Source organism: Mesorhizobium sp. M8A.F.Ca.ET.021.01.1.1 (assembly GCF_003998025.1).
Classification (GTDB): domain Bacteria; phylum Pseudomonadota; class Alphaproteobacteria; order Rhizobiales; family Rhizobiaceae; genus Mesorhizobium.
In genome coordinates, this window is the sequence record NZ_RZSJ01000043.1 from 1 (window position 1) to 18,737 (window position 18,737).

The following is an 18,737-nucleotide window of genomic DNA, read 5'->3' on the forward strand; positions in this document are numbered from 1 at the left end:
CGGCAATCCGGGCGCGAAATATGCTGAAAACCGGCACAATGTCGGCTTCATGGCGGCGGACGCTATCGCCCGCCGCCATTCCTTTTCGCCCTGGTCGAAGAAGTTCCAGGGCCTGATCGCCGAGGGCACGCTCGGCGGTGAAAAGATCATCCTGATCAAGCCGCAGACCTTCATGAACCTGTCCGGCCAGTCGGTCGGCGAAGCGCTGCGCTTCTACAAGCTCGACCTTTCCGCCCTCACCGTCTTCTATGACGAGATCGATCTTGCCGAAGGCAAGCTGCGCATCAAGACCGGCGGCGGTGCCGGCGGCCACAACGGCATCCGCTCGATCGATGGCCATGTCGGCAACGCCTATCGCCGCGTGCGCATCGGCGTCGGCCATCCCGGCGTCAAGGAAATGGTCCAGCATCATGTGCTCGGCGATTTCGCCAAGGCCGACCGCGACTGGCTCGACCCGTTGCTCGACGCGATCGCCGACAACGCTGCCATGATCGTCAAGGGCGACGAATCCGGCTTCATGAACAAGGCCGCCCTTGCCGTACAGGGCAAGGCGGGCGCCGAACCGGAAAAGCCGGCGCAAAAACAGGCTCCGAAACAGCAAAGCCATGTCCGCCAGGCCCGCCCCCAGCAGGCGCCCGCCAAGTTGCCCGAGACCGGCCCGATGGCGGCGATGCTGAAGAAACTGTTCGGCAACAAGGACTGAGCCGCGGGACCATCGGCGTTACAGGGCTTGACGTTCCCAACCCCTATCGCCCATAGCCCTCATCAAATTTCGCTTTTCCCGATAGGACCGGACAAAATGGGTTTCAAATGCGGCATCGTTGGCTTGCCCAATGTCGGCAAGTCGACGCTCTTCAACGCGCTGACGAGGACGGCCGCCGCGCAGGCCGCCAATTATCCGTTCTGCACCATCGAACCGAACACCGGCGAGGTGGCGGTGCCGGACCCGCGCCTGCAGAAGATCGCCGCGATCGGCAAGTCGAAGGAGATCATCCCGACCCGCATCTCCTTCGTCGATATTGCCGGCCTGGTGCGCGGCGCCTCTAAGGGCGAAGGGCTGGGGAACCAGTTCCTCGCCAACATCCGCGAGGTCGACGCCATCGTCCACGTGCTGCGCTGCTTCGAGGATGACGACATCACCCATGTCGAGGGCCGCATCGACCCCGTCGCCGACGCCGAGACGGTCGAGACCGAGCTGATGCTTGCCGACCTCGACAGCCTCGAGCGCCGCATCGTGCAATTCCGCAAGCGCGCCGGCAGCAAGGACAAGGAAGCCACCGCCGTGCTGCCGATGATGGAGGCAGCGCTCGAGTTGCTGCAAGCCGGCAAGCCGACCCGCATCCTGCTCAAGGGTATTTCGGCCGAAGATTTGCGCATCCTGCAGGGGCTGAACCTGCTCACCTCGCATCCCGTGCTCTATGTCTGCAACGTCGCCGAGGCCGATGCCGCGACCGGCAACGAGCACACAAAGGCTGTGGAGAAAATGGCCGCCGCGCAGGGCGCCGGCACCGTAGTGATCTCGGCGGCGATCGAGGCGGAAGTCGCCCAGCTTTCCGACGAGGAGGAAATGGAATTCCTATCCTCGCTCGGCCTCGACGAGCCCGGCCTGAACAAGGTGATCCGCGCCGGCTACGACCTGTTGCACCTCATCACCTATTTTACCGTTGGGCCGAAGGAGACGCGCGCCTGGACCGTGCACAAGGGCGACAAGGCACCTCAGGCGGCCGGCGTCATCCACACCGATTTCGAGCGCGGCTTCATCCGCGCCCAGACCATCGCCTACAACGACTTTGTCACGCTGGGCGGGGAAGTGGCGGCCAAGGAAGCCGGCAAGGCGCGCGATGAAGGCAAGGAATATGTCGTCCAGGACGGCGACATCATGCTGTTCAAGTTCAACACGTGACCCTCCTGCCCAGTCGACAATGTCTGGGCGGAAGTAGAGCCGACGAAGCTTTCGTACCACCGGCTCCTCGACGAATTTTTCTGAGTGGCCGATGCCAGCCGGCCCTGCTCGGCTTGTCTTGATTTTGTCATGCCGCGGGTCTAAGCGGCAGCCACACGGTCGGCGTGCGACGAAAAACCGTGCAATCCGACACGATGCGTAACCTCAACGCGGCTCTGGCAGGGAGATTCGGCGATGATCAAGGCCTTCGTCGTCGACAATGATCGCCTGCGCCTCACCGACGACCTGCTGGTCAATGGCGACAAGGTCGTCTGGGCCGATCTCGTCAATCCGACCAAGGAGGAAGAGGCCACCATCGAAAGCTGGCTCGGCATCGCCATCCCGACCCGCGAGGAGATGGAGGAGATCGAGATTTCAAGCCGCCTCTATATCGAGGACGGCGCCTACTTCATGACCGCCACCTTGCCCGCGCAGACCGAGGTCGACGATCCCCTGATGTCGCCGGTCACCTTCGTGCTCGCCGGCGCCAGGCTGATCACCGTACGCTATCACGAACCGAAGGCGTTCAAGACCTTCCCGCTGCGCGCCGAGAAGGTGGCGACCGGCTGCAGCAGCGGCGACACCATCCTGATCGGCCTGCTGGAGGCGATCGTCGACCGCCTCGCCGACATCCTCGAGCGCGCCGGCCGCGATGTCGAAGTGATTTCGCGCGACATCTTCGAGGCGCGCTCGACCAAGGTGTCGAAGCGCAACCGCGACTTCCAGGAACTGCTGAAGGCCATCGGCCGCAAGGAGGACATCGCCTCCTCCATCCGCGACAGCCTGATCTCGCTGCAGCGGCTGGCGGGTTTCCTCGCCCATGTCGCGACTCTGACCAAGATGAGCAAGGACGTCCGCGCCCGCATCAAGACCCTGTCGCGCGACGTGCTGTCGCTTGCCGACCACGCCACCTTCCTGTCGCAGAAGATCTCCTTCCTGCTCGACGCCACGCTCGGTATGATCTCGATCGAGCAGAACGCCATCATCAAGATCTTCTCCGTCGCCGCCGTCATCTTCCTGCCGCCGACACTGGTCGCCTCGATCTACGGCATGAATTTCGATGTCATCCCCGAGCTGAAGTGGGAGTTCGGCTATCCCTTCGCCATCGCCATGATGGTGCTGTCGGCGATCCTGCCTTTCTGGTATTTCCGCCGCCGCGGCTGGCTCTGAACACCCGCTGCCTGGGCCTGGCTCACCAGAAAGGGCTTGACCAAACCGCCCGCGGCCTGCATCCGGGTTTTCCGATCCAAAGGGATCGCGCATTCTACAACCGGATTTGCTGACCATGACCGGAAAGACATGGGCGTATGAGGACTTCGTCGAGGGGGCCTCGTTCGACCTCGGCGCGAAAAAAGTAAGCGCGGCCGAGATCATCGAGTTCGCCAGCGAGTTCGACGCTCAGCCGATGCATCTCGACGAGGAGGCCGGCAAGGCCAGCATCCTCGGTGGCCTCTCGGCCTCGGGCTGGCACACCTGCGCCATGTTCATGCGCATGCTGTGCGATGCCTTCCTGCTGGATTCCACCTGCCAGGGCGCGCCCGGCGTCGATCAGGTCAAATGGAAGAAGCCGGTGCTCGCCGGCGATACGCTGCGGGGCAACCTGGTGGTTCTCGCCAGGCGCCTGTCGAAATCGAAGCCGCAACTCGGCTTCGTGACCATGCGCAGCGAACTGGTCAACCAGCGCGGCGAAAGTGTCTTCGAGCTCGAGAACTCCATCATGTTCCTGACGCGCGATGCCGCTGGGAGCCTGTCATGACATTGGACGAATTCTTCCGCATCGGCACCACGGTGACGCTGGGCTCGCACACATTCGAGCCCGAGGCGATCAAGGCGTTCGCCCGCAAATACGACCCTCAGATCTTCCATATCGACGAGGAGGCGGCGAGGAAGAGCGTGCTTGGCGGGCTCTGCGCCTCCGGCTGGCACACCGCGGCCACCTGGATGAAGCTTAATCTGGAAACCCGCCTGGACGCCGAAGGCTGGGACGGCCCGGTGCCCGAATTCGGCCCCTCGCCCGGATTCAAGAACCTGAAATGGCTAAAGCCCGTCCATGCCGGGCAAACCATCACCTTCGCACGCACGGCGCTTTCCCACCGCCCCATAGCGTCCCGTCCCGGCTGGCGGTTGCTGGCGCTGCTCTGCGAGGCCTCCGATTCGACCGGCGCCAAGGTGCTGGAATTCGAGAGCGCCGTGCTGGTGAAGGTGGAATGAGGTGTCTTTCCCTTCTCCCACAAGGGGAGAAGGGAAAAATGCTCAATGCCCCTCGAACCCGATCAGCGTCCTCACCGGCACGCCGAGCGCTTCGAGCTTGGCGCGTCCGCCCAGATCCGGCAGGTCGATGACGAAGCAGGCGGCGAGGATGTCGGCGCCGATCTGGCGCAGCAGCTTGACCGCCGCTTCCGCCGTGCCGCCGGTGGCGATCAGGTCGTCGACCAGGATGACCTTCTCGCCGGGCGCGACGCCGTCCTTGTGCATCTCCATCTCATCCAGCCCGTATTCCAGGCTGTAGGCGACGCGCACGGTCTCGTAAGGCAGCTTGCCCTTCTTGCGGATCGGCACGAAGCCGGCCGAGAGCTGGTGGGCGACGGCGCCGCCGAGGATGAAGCCGCGCGCCTCGATACCGGCGATCTTGTCGATCTTCTGCCCGGCATAGGGATGCACCAGCTCGTCGATGGCGCGGCGGAAGGCGCGTGCGTTGCCGAGCAGCGTGGTGATGTCGCGAAACAGGATGCCGGGCCTGGGATAGTCCGGGATGGTTCGGATCGACGCCAGCAGCGTGTCTTCGAGAGAGGATTTCATGAAGCGGCTCCGGGTGATCCAGCTGACAGAAGCGAAACGGCGCGGGGCCGATCGTAGCCCGGCGCGGCCGACAACGGCTAGCGCGATGTGACGGTCGACACAAGCACGTCCGGCAAAGGATATGGCGGCAAACGCGAGGCGATTTCCTTGCAGTGGGCGCAGGCCGCGGCCGACACGAAAAGGGGCGCCCGAAGGCGCCCCGCTCGGAAAGATGGCTACCGGCCAGTCCTACATGCCGAGGTCGGAACGAAGCTCCGCCCTGGCCACTTCGTACTCGGCCTTGAAATCCTCGCGGTTGAGCAGGACCGCGGCGATGACGCTGCCGGAAATCTTGCCCATCTCGACGTCGGACGGATAATGGATGCCGCCGACGATGCGGTTGTGGGCGAACTCGGCCGCGCGCGCCATGATCTGGGCCCGCTTTTCCGGAACCATGTCAGCCAGGATGATGCCCATCATCGTGCCGACGGTCGCATGGCCGGACGGCCAGGAACCGGAGCTCGAGAGCTTGACCACCGGCTTGACGAGATCGCTGAGCTGGTGCGGACGCGGACGCTTCCAGACGTCCTTGGCCGGATCGACGACGGCGCCTTCGGTCTCCACCACGCGATCGAAGAAGGCGCTGAATTTCGGCAGCTTGTCCTTGTTGAAATCCGGCCCCATGACATCGGCGAAACGCCAGACGTTTTCCTCGGCATCGGCGATGGCGCGGGCTTCCATTTCGGGTGTGCGCGTGACTTGCATGGTCAGCACCTCGCCAAGCTCGGCCTTGGTCTCGGCCGAATCATTGGCCGGAGGCGGCGGCAGGATCATCGTCAGGTCGACATCCTTGTTGGTAATGAAGGGTTTCGCGTCTTCGGCGCGGGCCGCGGAACCAACGACGAGCAGCAGCAGGCCTGCCGCAAGCGATGCGTATCTTTTCATGGGCGTGATCCTTTGATGAGAGCACCGCAGGATCGCGATGTGCGATGACGGCCATGTGACACCGCCGACGCGTGGCCTGAGCTATCCACCCCAAAAGCAGAAAAGGGCACCTCGCGGCGCCCCTTTTGAATTCCAGACTATGGCATCGCTTAGTGAGCGACGGCTTCCCATACCTTACGCTTGGTCAGGTAGACCAGGGCGCCAAACAGAAGCAGGAACACCAGCACGCGGAAGCCCATCTTCTTGCGGTCTTCCATGTGCGGCTCGGCCGCCCAGGTCAGGAAGGCAGCCACGTCGCGGGAATACTGGTCGATGGTCTGCGGCGAGCCGTCGTCATAGGTCACCTGGCCGTCGGAGAGCGGCTTGGGCATCTTCAGCGACACGCCGGACATGAAGTACGGATTGTAGTGGGTGCCTTCCGGGATGACCATGCCGGCGGGCGGCGTCTCGTCGTAGCCTGTCAGCAGCGAATGGATGTAGTCAGGACCACCCGCATCATACTGGGTGAAGATGTCGAAGACGAACTGCGGGAAGCCGCGCTCGACGCCGCGCGCCTTGGCCAGCAGCGACATGTCGGGCGGCGCCGCGCCGCCATTGGACGCAGCGGCGGCTTCCTCATTGGCGAAGGGCGCCGGGAAATGGTCGGACGGCTTGCCGGGACGGTCGAACATGTCACCGGCATCGTTGGGGCCGTCGTGGATGGTGTATTCTGCTGACAGCGTCTTGATCTGCGCGTCGCTATAGCCGAGGTCCGACAGCGTGCGGAACGCCACCAGGTTCATCGAATGACAGGCCGAGCAGACTTCCTTGTAGACCTTCAGGCCGCGCTGCAGCTGCGCCTTGTCATAGGTGCCGAACGGGCCGGTGAAGCTCCAGCTCATTTCCTTCGGCTCGTTGATCGGGAAATGCGTGGGTGCCGCCGCGTTGTGCGCTTCTTCGGCCGCGAACGCCCAAGTGCCTGCAACCCCAGTGCCGGCGGCCACAAGGCCGACCAGCGCCAGCGAGGTGAGAATCTTCTTCATGCCAAATCCCCTTAGATTCTCTACCGCTCAGCCCTTGGTCTCGGGTGCTGCCGTGGCGCCCGCCGGATGTCCGCCGCCACCCTTGTTCTTTTCGAGCACCGCCTCGGTGATCGAGTTCGGCAGCCTGCGCGGAGTCTCGATCAAGCCGAGCACGGGCAGCGCGACCAGGAAGAAGGCGAAGTAGAACAGCGTCGCCATCTGCGCCATGAACACATAGCTACCTTCCGCCGGCTGCGAGCCCAGCCAGCCCAGCAGGATGGCATCGGCCACGAACAGCCAGAAGAACAGCTTGTACCAGGGCCGGTAGACCGCCGAGCGCACCTTGGAAGTGTCGAGCCACGGCACCAGGAACAGCATGACGATGGCGCCGAACATACACAGCACGCCGCCGAGCTTGGAATTGATCGGGCCGATGTTGAAGGTGATGGCGCGCAGGATCGCGTAGAACGGCAGGAAGTACCATTCCGGAACGATATGGGCCGGCGTCTTCAGCGGGTTGGCGACCGTGTAGTTGTCCGGATGGCCGAGATAGTTCGGCAGGTAGAAGACGAAGTAGGCGAAGACGAACAGGAACACGATCATGCCGAACGCGTCCTTGATGGTCGCGTAGGGCGTGAAGGCGACGGTATCGGTCTTCGACTTGACCTCGATGCCAGTCGGGTTCGACTGGCCGACGACATGCAGCGCCCAGACGTGCAGCACGACGACGCCGGCAATCATGAACGGCAGCAGGTAATGCAGCGCGAAGAAGCGGTTGAGCGTCGGATTGTCGACGGCGAAGCCGCCGAGCAGCAGTTGCTGGATCCAGTCGCCGACCAGCGGGATGGCGCTGAAGAAGCCGGTGATGACGGTGGCGCCCCAGAAGCTCATCTGCCCCCATGGCAGCACATAGCCCATGAAGCCGGTCGCCATCATCAGGAGGTAGATGATGCAACCCAGGATCCACAGCAGTTCGCGCGGCGCCTTGTAGGAGCCGTAGTAGAGACCGCGGAAGATGTGCAGGTAGACGGCGATGAAGAAGAACGAGGCGCCGTTGGCGTGCATGTAACGCAGAAGCCATCCGGAATTCACGTCGCGCATGATCTTCTCGACCGAACCGAAGGCGAGATTGGTGTCGGCCGTATAGTGCATGGCCAGGACGATGCCGGTCAGGATCTGCGCCACCAGCATGATCGCCAGTATGCCGCCGAAGGTCCACATATAGTTCAGGTTGCGCGGCACCGGATAGGCGATGAAGCTGTCATAGACCATCCTGGGCAGCGGCATGCGGGCGTCGAACCAGCGTTCGATACCGGTCTTCGGCGTATAGGTCGAGTGTCCCTCGCTCATCGAAATATCCCCTGCCTCAACCGATAAGGAGTTTGGTATCGGAAATGAACTTGAATACCGGAATCGCCATGTTCTCAGGTGCCGGGCCTTTGCGGATGCGGCCGGCAGTGTCGTATTGCGAGCCATGGCACGGGCAGAACCAGCCGCCGAAATCGCCTTCCTGGCCGAGCGGAATGCAGCCCAGATGGGTGCAGACCTGAACCATAACCATCCAGGCTTCCTTGCCGGGCGTGGTGCGGTTGGCGTCGGTCGCCGGCGCATCGGACGGCAAATTGGCGTTGCGGGCGATCGGATCCTTGAGATCGGAGAGGCTGACGGCCTCGCCGTCCTTCATTTCCTTCTCGGTGCGGTTGCGTACCACGACCGGCTTGCCGCGCCACTTGACGATCAGCGAGCTGCCGGGCGTCAGCGAGGAGACATCGACCTCGACCGAAGCGAGCGCCAGCGTCGAGGCGTCGGGGCGCATCTGGTCGATGAACGGCCAGGCGACGGCACCGGCGCCGACCACAGCGGCCATGCCGGTGGCGACGTAGAGAAAATCTCGACGGTTGGGATCGTGGATGTCGGTTGCGCTCACGGGTGCCTGATCCTTTCGCCTCTTCCGCGCCGGTGGCTGAGCCTTGTTCCCCGCTCAATCACGCCAACCCGACAGCGCATGGCGAACAGGCTAGCGAATTCCTCCGGCATTTGGACTTCGGTTTATGCGTGAAGCCCGTTTTTGTCCAGACGGGTCAAGGCACAAGGGCAGATTGTCGCGGGGACAAAATCCGCTGTCGCGCGGCAAGGCGGCGAATGGCCGCAAAAGGCGGCTAAACAACCGGGAAACAACCGGAAATCCGGCATCGTTGTTTGCCTCGACATAGGCTGCCCGAGTGATCTATTTTCCCTACCATGGTGCATGTCATCGATCGCGAGGAATGGTCTGTTCGTTCCAACCACTGGAAGGGCGAACTGCAAGGCGGCGTCTACGGCTCCAACTCCTGCCTGATCTTCAATTACTTGCCCGATGTCGGGGGCGGCCCGCGGCTGCACGCTCATCCCTATGCGGAGATCTTTATCATTCGCGAGGGAACCGGCCTGTTCACGGTCGGCGACCAGGAGATCGAGGCCTCGGCGGGGCAGATCGTTATCGTGCCGCCGCACACGCCGCACAAATTCACCAATCTCGGTCCAGGTCCGCTGGAAACGACCGACATCCACGAAAACGGTAGCTTCATCACGGAATGGCTGGAGTAATTCCTGCATAGCCCTGGCGGCTTCCCGGTTGGCGCCTAGATCTACGGCATAGGCGCCAACCAGAGAGTCGCCAGAGCCAGGATATGCAAACCTCGACCATCGAAATCGAAGGGCTGAGCATTGCGACCCGCGAGGCAGGCCCCGCTGGTGCGCCGGCTTTCCTTCTGCTGCACGGATGGCCGCAAAGCTCCTACGCCTTCGAGCGGGTGATCGGCCGGTTGGCGGCCGACTACCGGGTCGTCGCCCCTGACCTGCCCTGCATCGGCGGCTCGCAAGGCGTAGCCGAGGCTGGTGACAAGAGAACCTTGGCGAGGCTGATGAGAGGCGTCGCAGAGACTTGCGGGCTGCGCCAGCTCGTGGCCGCCGGCCACGATGTCGGCGGCCAGATCGTATTTGCCTTGTTGAGCGACCATCCTGAGATTCTTTCCGGCGCGGCGATCATGGATGTCGTCATTCCGGGCGTCGCTCCGTGGGAGAAGGTCATTCGCAATCCGCAAATCTGGCATTTCGCCTTTCACGCTATTCCAGCCTTGCCGGAAACGCTGGTCAGCGGCCATCAGAGCGCTTATTTCGACTTCTTCTTCAATGTGCTTTCGAAGGATCGAGCCTCGATCCCTGACGACGCCAGGGAAATCTACGCCAAGGCCTATTCCCGGCCGGAAAGCCTCCAGGCGGGGTTCGACTGGTATCGTGCCTTTCCCGAGGATGCCAAGGCCAATGCCGCGCGGCCCGCGAAGCCGATTGCGGTTCCGGTGCTGTATCTGAGGGGTGCGGCCGAGTCCGGCGACATCGGCGACTATGTCGATGGCCTGCGCGCGGCCGGGCTCTCAAATGTCGAGGGCGACATCATAGCCGACAGCGGACACTTCGTTGCCGATGAAAATCCCGAAGCGCTTGCCGCCCGCCTGGCGCGCTTCCACAGGGAAATCAGCGCGGCAGGTTCCAACTCTACATGGCGCCAAGCCTGACCAGCACGGCTTTGGGGATGTTGTATTCGCGGATGACGGCGTCATGCTTGCGAAGGCCGCACAATTCGCGCTGGATGAAATAGCCGTGAACGGCCATGGCGGCCTCCTTGAGAAGCAAGGGACGCATGTCCTCGTCGGCATTGCTGGTCAGCCGGGCCAGCGTTTCCTCGACCTTTTGACCGGCGCGGCCAAGTGCGGCCGCCTTCTCGGCGAGGATCTCATGACCAAGCGCGTCGAAGGCCGCTTCGGCGGCCGACGCGCCGGCAAGATGAGATGGCGGACGCAAGGACATTTCAGTTCCCTTTCCCGAACACTATGCGGTGGGTGACGAATTCTTCGCCTTCCACGCGCTGAAAGCCAAGCCGTTCATAAAAACCGAAGGCTTCCGGCGGCGCGCGGGTGTTCAACACGGAGAAATATTGGCCGGCCCGATCGATCACGGTCTCGACCAGCATGCGGCCGAGGCCGTTGCGGCGGTGGCGTGCGCTGACGAACAGGTGCCGGACCCGGCCCTGGTCCCTGCCCTCGAAATAGGGATCGATGTTCAGCCCGCACACGCCGGCGAGTTCCCGGCCATGCCATATCCCAAACAGTCCCTCCCCTCGCTTCAGGAACTTGTTGCGGCCGCTTGCCCAGCCATCGCCCAGGCGCACCAGCATCCAGTAGCCTTCCAGCCGGCTCTCGTCCTTCAACGCGTCGAAGGCCGCCACGGTTGGTCGCAAACGCTTGAGCGCATAGTCGATCTCCGGGCCAACCTCTCGGCCGATCTCCGGACTGACCTCTGGCGATCCAGCCATGCGCCTACTCCGCCGGCCGCGTCTCTTCGAGCACGCTTTCCTCGTGATAGAGGAAGCCGCCGGACTGGCGCTTCCACAGCCGGGCATAGAGCCCGTCGCGCGCCACCAGTTCGTCATGCGTCCCTTGCTCGACGATGCGGCCGCCGTCGAGCACCACCAGGCGATCAAGTGCCGCGATCGTCGACAGCCGGTGCGCGATGGCGATCACGGTCTTGTTCTCCATCAGCCGCGTCAGATTCTCCTGGATCGCCGCCTCGATGTCGGAATCGAGCGCCGACGTCGCCTCGTCGAGGATCAGGATCGGCGCGTCCTTGAGGAAGACGCGGGCGATCGCCACGCGCTGGCGCTGGCCGCCCGACAGCTTGACGCCGCGTTCGCCGACAAAGGCTTCGTAGCCCTGGCGATCCCTGTTGTCGCGCAAGCTCAGGATGAATTCGTGGGCCTCGGCCTTCTTGGCCGCCGCGATCACCTCCGCGTCGGTCGCATCGGGCATGCCGAGCTTGATGTTGTCGCGCAGCGAGCGATGGAACAGGGCGGTGTCCTGGCTGACGACGCCGATATTGGCGCGCAGCGAATTCTGCGTCACACCGGAGACGTCCTGGCCGTCGATGGTGATCCGGCCGCTTTCGAGGTCGTAGAGGCGCAGGATCAGGTTGGCCAACGTCGTCTTGCCGGCGCCCGATGGCCCGACCAGCCCGACCTTCTCGCCCGGCTTGACGACAAGGTCGACGCCGTTGAGCACGCCAAACCCCTTGCCGTAATGGAACTCGACATTCTTCACGTCGATGCGTCCGCCCGTGACGACCAGCTCTTTCGCGTCCAGTGCGTCGGTCAGTCCCAGCGGCTGCGAGATCAGCGCCTTGGAGTTCTCCAGCACGCCGAGGTTTCGCAAGATACTGTTCATCTGCATCATCAGCCGGCCGAGCAGCATGTTGAGGCGCAGCACCAGCGACAGCGTGAAGGCGACGGCGCCGACGGTGATCGAGCCCTCGACCCAGAGATAGACGGCAAAGCAGCCGATCGCCGTGATCATGATGCCCGACAGCGTCGTCAGCGCCATGCGCACGCCGGTCAACCGGCGGGTGAAGGGGCGCAATGCGTCGAGATAGATGTCGAAGCCGTTCCTGATGTAGCGGTCGTCGCCGTCCGCCGCGAAAAGTTTCAGCGTCTGCACGTTGGAGTAGGAATCGACGATGCGGCCATTGATCATCGAGCCCGCCTCGGCCGTCGCTTCGGCGTGCTTGCGGATTGCCGGCAGATAGCGCCTGGCCAGAAAGCCGAAAGCGGTGATCCAGATCACCACCAATGCCGCCAGCCTGAGATCGAGTCCTGCGACCAGTGCCAGCGTCGTCACCGTATAGACGATCATGAACCAGACGACCTCGATGAAGCTTTCCATCAGGTCGCCGGTCGCCTGCCCCGCCTGCCAGACTTTCGTCGCGATCCGGCCGGCGAAGTCGTTCTGGAAGAAGGCGTAGGACTGGCGCGAGACGTGCCGGTGCGCCTGCCAGCGCACCAGATTGTAGAAGCCGGGCGTGATCGTCTGCTCGTCGACCAGCGCCGAGAGGGCCACGACCATTGTGCGGAGGACCAGCACCACTGCGACCATGAACATCAGTTCGGGGCCGGCGGCGGTCCATAATGCATGCCAGCTCCGCTCGCCGGGCAATTGATCGAGAATATCGACCAGCCGCCCGACGAAATAGAACAGCCCGGCCTCGACCAGCGGCGCGATGCCGCCGACGACCAGCATGGCGAAGAAGGCGAACTTCGCCTGGCCGACATAGTGCCAGAGGAAGCCGGCGACGCTGGCCGGTGGCCGAAGATGCGCCGGCTCCCTGAACGGATAGACCCAGGTCTCGAACCAGCGGTAGACGGCTGTCATCATGCGGCGGCCATCATTCTGCGGCTTGCCCCTTCGCGCCAATGTCGCTGGCGACACTGTCGTTGGCGGCGCCGACCGGACTGTCCTCGAGCAGGAATCCACCCGACTGGCGCTGCCAGAGCTGCGCGTAGAGCCCGCCGCCGGCGACCAGTTCCTCGTGCGAACCCTCCTCGATGACGCGGCCCTGGTCCATCACGACGAGCCTGTCCATCGCCGCGATGGTCGACAGCCGGTGCGCGATGGCGATGACGGTCTTGCCCTGCATGAGCTTGTAAAGATTCTCCTGGATGGCGGCTTCCGCCTCGGAATCGAGCGCCGACGTCGCTTCGTCAAGGATAAGAATAGGCGCGTCCTTCAACATAACGCGAGCAATGGCGATGCGTTGCCGCTGCCCACCGGACAGTTTGACGCCGCGGTCGCCGACATAGGCGTCGAAACCCTTGCGGCCGCTATGGTCCGAAAGCGCCGATATGAAATCCAGCGCCTCGGCCCGCCGTGCCGCCTCGACCAACATCTCATCGCTCGCATCGGGCCGGCCATAAAGGATGTTCTCGCGCACCGAACGATGCAGCAGCGAGGTGTCCTGTGTGACCATGCCGATCTGGGCGCGCAGTGAATCCTGCTTCACGCCGGCGATCTCCTGGCCGTCGATCAGGATCCGGCCGGATTCCAGGTCGTAGAAGCGCAAGAGGAGATTGACCAGCGTCGACTTGCCGGCGCCCGAGCGTCCGACAATGCCGACCTTCTCGCCCGGTTTCACCGCCAGCGACAGGTTTTCGATGACGCCCTTCTGCTTGCCGTAGTGGAAGCGGATGTCCTCGAAGCGGATATCGCCTTTGGAAACGTTGATCTCCCTGGCATCCGGCCTGTCCTCGACGAGGCGTGGCAGCGAGATCGAGGCAATGCCGTCCTGCACCGTGCCGATATTCTCGAACAGGCCCGACATTTCCCACATGATCCACTGCGACATGCCCCACATCCGGAGCACCAGGCCGATGACCACGGCGACCGCGCCGATCGTCACAGCTTGCCCCATCCACAGCCACAGCGAGATGGCGGTGACCGAGAACAGCAGAAGCGCGTTCAATATGTAGAGCGAGCCGAACAGCACCGTCACCAGCCGCATCGACCGGTAGACCGTGTCGAGGAAGCCCATCATGCCTTCCCTGGCGAAGGCGGCCTCGCGGCGCGAATGACTGAACAGCTTGACCGTCTGGATGTTGGTGTAGCTGTCGACGACGCGGCCGGTCATGGTCGAGCGCGCATTGGCCTGCTCCTCGCCGACCTTGCCCAGGCGCGGGATGAAAAAGCGCAGCAACAGGATGTAGCCGACCAGCCAGACCCCGAGCGGCGCGGCCAGCCGCCAGTCGGCCGAACCGACGATCAGCAGCATGCCGAGGAAATAGACGATGACATAGTTCAGGACGTCGATCACCTTGATGACGCATTCGCGCACGGCGAGCGCCGTCTGCATCAGCGTGGTGGCGATGCGGCCGGCGAATTCGTCCTGGTAGAAGCTCATCGATTGCTTGAGCAGGTAGCGATGCACCTGCCAGCGGATGCGCATGGGATAGTTGCCCATCAGTGTCTGCTGGTTGAGCAGAGAATGCAGCCAAACCGTGCCGGGCAGCGCGAACAGCACGATGAACGCCATGCCGGCGAGCTTCCAGCCCTCCGTCTGCAGGAAGGTCTCGCGGTTCTGCCCCGACAACCAGTCGACGATGCGGCCGAGGAAGCCGAACATCCACACTTCCGCGATGGCGATGGCCGCCACCAGCACCGCATCGACCAGGATGTAGGGCCACGCGCCGCGCGTATAATGCAGGCAGAAGGCAACCAGCGTCTTGGGCGGCTCGACCGGTTCCGCGGCCGGGAACGGATCGAGCCTTCTTTCAAACCAGCTAAACAACAACATTGGGGCATGCCTGTAAAAATCTGTTTTCCGCTCACGCGGCTTGGCGACGTACAAAGTCCTCGGACCGCATGGCGTCGAGGGCCGACGCTCCGGAATCATCCGGAGCGTCGGCCCTGCTTCGCGCAATATAGGGGCTCGCCGGCTTTTCGCCGACAGCCACCTTTGTCGATGCTGACGACACGGTGCCACCAGTGCGGTTTTTCGCGCCCGGCCGCATCAGCCGGATGATGCGGCGCACCAGCGACGGTCGGCTCGGGTCGGGAACCGCGTGCGAGAAATCGACATCCGGCAGCATGCCGCGATGCGGACGCCGGCGCACTTCGGCATGAACCGCCGACGAATAGGTTTCGCCGATCAGCAGCGCCCAGGTCGGCAGCCGGTGGATATGCAAGCTCCTCGAGCCCGGTATTCTGTATGGATCGAACATCGGTCCGTCCTCCGTGTTGAAATAGAGATAAAAAGGATGATCGACATCGTGCCGCGGGATCGGCGGCTGATCAGTCGGGACGCGTTGGGACGGGGCCATCGGCCCCTTCGGCAGCTTGAAAAACATCGCAGGATTCCTTCGAAGACCAGGGTATGGTTTCGGCGGAGATCGGTGCGGAAGTGCCTAAAAGATCAGGAGAAACGTCGTACCGAAACCGCCAGGGCGCAAGTAAGCCCACGGGTGGGGCGCTGGATGTGCATGGTCATCATGAATTACCCCTCCATCGGTTCGGGTTGACAATGCTGGTCGTATACCCGACTTCGAAAAAAATGGCCACCCGCAGGTCCAGGAATTTCCAAAACCAGGAAGCTGCTGTGGCCGATCTGCCACTTATTAGAAGGACGCGAAAGTGAACCGTGGTCTCCGCATCGCGCTCTACCAGCCTGACATAGCCGGCAATACCGGGACAATCCTGCGCTTCGCCGCTTGCCTCGGCCTTGGCGTCGACATCATCGAGCCGGCCGGCTTCCCGCTTTCCGACAGAGCGCTCAAGCGCGCCGGTATGGACTATCTCGAAATGGCCGCCCTGACCCGGCATGTCGACTGGAATGCCTTCGAGGAGTGGCGCAAGGCCCGCGCGGACCGGCTGGTGTTGCTGTCGACCAGGGCCACGGCCCCCTACACCGACTTCAGCTTCACCGACCGCGACATCCTCCTGTTTGGCCGCGAATCCGCGGGCGTGCCGGATCCAGTCCATCAGGCGGCGGATGTTCGGCTGACGATCCCGATGCAGCCCACCGCGCGCAGCCTCAACGTCGCCCTTTCCGTGGCCATGGTGGCGGGCGAAGCCATCCGGCAACTCGGCTAGGGGATCGCCGGCAGCGCGGTCCGCGGTGATTTTTGCCCAGGCGCACATCCGCCTTCTCCTTCGTTTGCACATCCAGGCTTTCTTGGCTACAAGCTCAACTTAACTTGAGGTCAAGGGGAAAGTGCGAAGATGGCGCCGGTAACGGAATTGACGGTCGGCCAGGTGGCCGCGCGCAGCGGCGTGGCGGTGTCGGCGCTGCATTTCTATGAAGCCCGCGGGCTGATTCGCAGCCACCGCACCTCCGGCAACCAGCGCCGCTACGGCCGCGATGTCCTGCGACGCGTGGCCATAATCCGGATTGCCCAGGAGGTCGGCATCACGCTCGCGGAGATCGGTGTCGCACTTGAATCATTACCTGAAGGCCGCACCCCGACGCGCGAGGATTGGAATCTGCTTTCAACGGCTTGGCGCGATAGCCTCGATCAGAAAATCAGCCAGCTGAAGAAGCTGCGTGATGGCCTGACCGACTGCATCGGCTGCGGCTGCATGTCGATCGACAAATGCCCGCTGAGGAACAAGGGGGATCGGCTTGCCGGGGAGGGAACTGGCGCGAGAAGGCTGTTGGTCGAGCGTTAATCCGCTGCCGGCAGGCGCCTGATCGTGAACTCGATCAGATCGCCCGGGCGCTCGAACCAGCTTTCGATCTCGGTCCAGTAGGCCTGCTTGGGAAAGCGCTCGAACCATTCCTTGGCCTTGAGCCGGGCATCGGAGCGCGGCAGGACGAACGTCTCGCGCAAAAAGCCGTCGCGTGGCATACGCGCGCGCTCGGCCCGGCTTTGGTCGAGCCTTTTCTTCAGGCCATCCAGCGGCGGTCTTGCCGGGGTGCGCACGAAGCAACTCCTTACACCCTAAATCAGACGGGACTTGACCCTGACCCTCAAGAGATTAGGGATCGCGCCGGCAAAAGACGAGTCATTTATCGGGAATCCCCACAACGGGTGGCCCACAACCGGAGACGGCACTTGGAACGACCCGAAATACCGGCAGGGCTGCCCGCCGACATCGAAGAGAAGAAGATGAAGGCCCGGCTTTGGTTCGAGGCGCTGCGCGAGCGCATCTGCGCCGCTTTCGAGCAGATCGAGCAGGACCTCGGGGGTCCGCTCGCCTCGTGGTCGGCCGGCCGCTTCGAAAAGACGCCGTGGGAACGCGATCAGGGCAAGGGCGGCGGCGGCACCATGTCGATGATGCATGGCCGCGTCTTCGAGAAGGTCGGCGTCCACACGTCGACCGTTTATGGCGAGTTCTCGCCCGAGTTCAGGAAGCAGATGCCCGGCGCCGAGGAAGACCCGCGCTTCTGGGCATCGGGCATCTCACTGATCGCGCACCCGTGGAACCCCAACGTTCCGGCCGTGCACATGAACACGCGTATGGTCGTCACATCCAGGCAATGGTTCGGCGGCGGCGCCGACCTGACGCCGGTGCTCGACCGCCGCCGCACCCAGGATGATCCCGACACGGCAGCCTTCCACCGCGCCATGCAGTTCGCTTGCGAGAAGAACGCCGACGTCGCCGACTATCCGAAATTCAAGGCCTGGTGCGACGAGTATTTCTTCCTGCCGCACCGCAACGAGCCGCGCGGCACCGGCGGCATCTTCTTCGACTGGCTGCATTCGGGCGAGGAGAAGGGCGGCTGGAACGCCGATTTCAACTTCGTCCAGGATGTCGGGCGTTCGTTCCTCGTCGTCTACGGCCACCTCGTGCGCGCCAACTTCAACGAGAACTGGACCGATGGCGACCGCGACGAACAGCTCATCCGCCGCGGCCGCTACGTCGAATTCAACCTGCTTCACGATCGCGGCACCATCTTCGGCCTGAAGACCGGCGGCAATGTCGCCTCGATCCTGTCCAGCCTGCCACCGGAGGTGCGCTGGCCATGACCTCGGCGGGCGGGGTGCACGATGCTTTGATGCAACCATGCCGCCCCTCCCGTGTTATAGCTTTCGCCCCGCTTACGTCTGACCATTCGACCGTAAGCCAAAAGTGGCGGAGCCTCGACCGGCTCCATGGAGCAAGAGGAGAAATCCCATGAAGCAATTTCACTGCGGGTCGCTCGTTCCCGGCTGCGAATGGCACACACGGGCCGACGAGGAGGCCGAGGTGATGCGCCGCGCCGTCGAGCATATGCGCGAGACGCATGGCGAGACGACCATCCGCGAGACGATGATCGAGGCGATCCGCTCGCGCATCGAGAAGGTCCGCGACGCCGCGTAGGTGCGGCGGGGGGGTTTCAGGTAATAACAAAAGAACCGCGGTGCGCTTGGGTAACGCGTGCCGCGTTGATTTATTTGCGAGACACTGCCTGCATCTCAAAAAAAAATATTTGCTCCAGCTAAAATAAACCGTGCGGTAACCGAACCCGTGCGATCGTCGGACTGATTTCCAGACTACAGGGGGCCGCCAGAGAAGCCCGTCGCCGTCAGGCACTGGTCCGGAATCGGTGGGCGAGGTGTTCGCGCATGCGCGAAAAGTCCGGCAATCGTGCCAGTTTGTGCGCAACGGCGCTCCTGCCGTGGGCGCTCCTTGGCGCGTCGCCGGCGATTGCCCAGGACATGACGACATCGCTCATCGACATCCATCAGGGCTCGCCGGTCAGCGACAAGGCGAGAGGCCTGGGTGCCGGCGGGG

Annotated in this window: 22 protein-coding genes; 11 read left to right on the plus strand and 11 right to left on the minus strand. The window is 63.2% G+C overall.

Features of this window, described 5'->3' with window-relative positions:
* From pth to EOA36_RS06205, 5 genes are all read left to right on the plus strand, one after another.
* Positions 1–703: aminoacyl-tRNA hydrolase (pth, locus tag EOA36_RS06185; RefSeq protein WP_127276054.1), on the plus strand; the 703-nt coding region annotated here is incomplete at its 5' end.
* Positions 704–799: 96 nt separating this feature from the next.
* Positions 800–1,903, plus strand: a complete 1,104-nt coding sequence (ychF, locus tag EOA36_RS06190; RefSeq protein WP_127276055.1) for a redox-regulated ATPase YchF — start codon at positions 800–802, stop codon at positions 1,901–1,903.
* 234 nt (positions 1,904–2,137) lie between these two features.
* A complete protein-coding gene (gene corA / locus EOA36_RS06195; protein ID WP_127276056.1) occupies positions 2,138–3,112 on the plus strand; it encodes a magnesium/cobalt transporter CorA in 975 nt (324 codons plus the stop codon).
* A gap of 115 nt (positions 3,113–3,227) precedes the next feature.
* Positions 3,228–3,698 carry a MaoC family dehydratase gene (locus EOA36_RS06200; RefSeq protein ID WP_167531307.1) on the plus strand — a complete coding sequence of 157 codons (471 nt, stop codon included), beginning with the start codon at positions 3,228–3,230 and terminating at the stop codon, positions 3,696–3,698.
* On the plus strand, positions 3,695–4,153 hold the full coding sequence (locus tag EOA36_RS06205) for a MaoC family dehydratase (RefSeq protein ID WP_127276057.1): 459 nt from the start codon (positions 3,695–3,697) through the stop codon (positions 4,151–4,153). Before EOA36_RS06200 ends, EOA36_RS06205 begins: the two co-directional genes overlap by 4 nt.
* 42 nt (positions 4,154–4,195) lie before the next feature.
* On the opposite strand, the gene EOA36_RS06210 is transcribed toward EOA36_RS06205, so the two are convergent.
* The 5 genes from EOA36_RS06210 to petA form a co-directional block, all read right to left on the minus strand.
* Positions 4,196–4,741: an adenine phosphoribosyltransferase gene (locus EOA36_RS06210; RefSeq protein ID WP_027143364.1), complete on the minus strand. Its 546-nt coding sequence runs from the start codon at positions 4,739–4,741 to the stop codon at positions 4,196–4,198.
* A 228-nt stretch (positions 4,742–4,969) separates the two neighbouring features.
* A complete protein-coding gene (locus EOA36_RS06215) occupies positions 4,970–5,665 on the minus strand; it encodes a phosphatase PAP2 family protein (protein WP_127276058.1) in 696 nt (231 codons plus the stop codon).
* Positions 5,666–5,814: 149 nt separating this feature from the next.
* Positions 5,815–6,687 (minus strand): cytochrome c1, encoded by an 873-nt coding sequence (locus tag EOA36_RS06220; RefSeq protein WP_127276059.1) that lies wholly within the window; start codon positions 6,685–6,687, stop codon positions 5,815–5,817.
* Positions 6,688–6,714: 27 nt separating this feature from the next.
* Entirely contained in the window at positions 6,715–8,016 is a 1,302-nt protein-coding gene (locus EOA36_RS06225; RefSeq protein WP_127276060.1) for a cytochrome b N-terminal domain-containing protein, read from the minus strand.
* 16 nt (positions 8,017–8,032) lie between these two features.
* Positions 8,033–8,593 (minus strand): ubiquinol-cytochrome c reductase iron-sulfur subunit, encoded by a 561-nt coding sequence (petA, locus tag EOA36_RS06230; protein WP_127276061.1) that lies wholly within the window; start codon positions 8,591–8,593, stop codon positions 8,033–8,035.
* Positions 8,594–8,907: 314 nt separating this feature from the next.
* On the opposite strand from petA, the gene EOA36_RS06235 reads away from it, so the two are divergent.
* A complete protein-coding gene (locus EOA36_RS06235; RefSeq protein ID WP_127276062.1) occupies positions 8,908–9,252 on the plus strand; it encodes a cupin domain-containing protein in 345 nt (114 codons plus the stop codon).
* An 83-nt stretch (positions 9,253–9,335) separates the two neighbouring features.
* Positions 9,336–10,220 (plus strand): alpha/beta hydrolase, encoded by an 885-nt coding sequence (locus EOA36_RS06240; RefSeq protein ID WP_127276063.1) that lies wholly within the window; start codon positions 9,336–9,338, stop codon positions 10,218–10,220.
* Here EOA36_RS06240 and EOA36_RS06245 read toward each other — a convergent pair.
* Genes EOA36_RS06245 through EOA36_RS06265 form a run of 5 tightly spaced genes read right to left on the minus strand, consistent with a single transcriptional unit; the run spans position 10,201 to position 15,370 of the window.
* Positions 10,201–10,512, minus strand: a complete 312-nt coding sequence (locus EOA36_RS06245) for a DUF6665 family protein (RefSeq protein WP_127276064.1) — start codon at positions 10,510–10,512, stop codon at positions 10,201–10,203. The two genes, EOA36_RS06240 and EOA36_RS06245, sit on opposite strands and share 20 nt — an antisense overlap.
* Position 10,513: 1 nt before the next feature.
* Positions 10,514–11,017, minus strand: a complete 504-nt coding sequence (locus EOA36_RS06250) for a GNAT family N-acetyltransferase (RefSeq protein WP_127276065.1) — start codon at positions 11,015–11,017, stop codon at positions 10,514–10,516.
* Positions 11,018–11,021: 4 nt separating this feature from the next.
* The gene (locus EOA36_RS06255) at positions 11,022–12,905 is read right to left on the minus strand and encodes an ABC transporter ATP-binding protein (protein WP_127276066.1); all 1,884 of its coding nucleotides are present in this window, start codon (positions 12,903–12,905) and stop codon (positions 11,022–11,024) included.
* Between the two features lie 10 nt (positions 12,906–12,915).
* Entirely contained in the window at positions 12,916–14,817 is a 1,902-nt protein-coding gene (locus EOA36_RS06260; RefSeq protein WP_127276067.1) for an ABC transporter ATP-binding protein, read from the minus strand.
* Positions 14,818–14,848: 31 nt separating this feature from the next.
* On the minus strand, positions 14,849–15,370 hold the full coding sequence (locus EOA36_RS06265) for a hypothetical protein (RefSeq protein WP_189343782.1): 522 nt from the start codon (positions 15,368–15,370) through the stop codon (positions 14,849–14,851).
* 283 nt (positions 15,371–15,653) lie between these two features.
* Here EOA36_RS06265 and EOA36_RS06270 point away from each other — a divergent pair, with 283 nt between their 5' ends.
* Both EOA36_RS06270 and soxR read left to right on the plus strand, forming a co-directional pair.
* Complete coding sequence (locus EOA36_RS06270; protein WP_127276068.1) at positions 15,654–16,112, plus strand: tRNA (cytidine(34)-2'-O)-methyltransferase; 459 nt, start codon at positions 15,654–15,656, stop codon at positions 16,110–16,112.
* Positions 16,113–16,241: 129 nt separating this feature from the next.
* Positions 16,242–16,688: a redox-sensitive transcriptional activator SoxR gene (gene soxR, locus EOA36_RS06275; RefSeq protein ID WP_127276069.1), complete on the plus strand. Its 447-nt coding sequence runs from the start codon at positions 16,242–16,244 to the stop codon at positions 16,686–16,688.
* On the opposite strand, the gene EOA36_RS06280 is transcribed toward soxR, so the two are convergent.
* The gene (locus EOA36_RS06280; RefSeq protein WP_023770299.1) at positions 16,685–16,942 is read right to left on the minus strand and encodes a hypothetical protein; all 258 of its coding nucleotides are present in this window, start codon (positions 16,940–16,942) and stop codon (positions 16,685–16,687) included. The genes soxR and EOA36_RS06280 overlap by 4 nt on opposite strands.
* A 132-nt stretch (positions 16,943–17,074) precedes the next feature.
* Here EOA36_RS06280 and hemF point away from each other — a divergent pair, with 132 nt between their 5' ends.
* The gene (hemF, locus tag EOA36_RS06285; RefSeq protein WP_127276070.1) at positions 17,075–17,989 is read left to right on the plus strand and encodes an oxygen-dependent coproporphyrinogen oxidase; all 915 of its coding nucleotides are present in this window, start codon (positions 17,075–17,077) and stop codon (positions 17,987–17,989) included.
* A gap of 148 nt (positions 17,990–18,137) precedes the next feature.
* On the plus strand, positions 18,138–18,323 hold the full coding sequence (locus EOA36_RS06290; protein ID WP_027047304.1) for a DUF1059 domain-containing protein: 186 nt from the start codon (positions 18,138–18,140) through the stop codon (positions 18,321–18,323).
* Positions 18,324–18,737 lie beyond the last annotated feature (414 nt).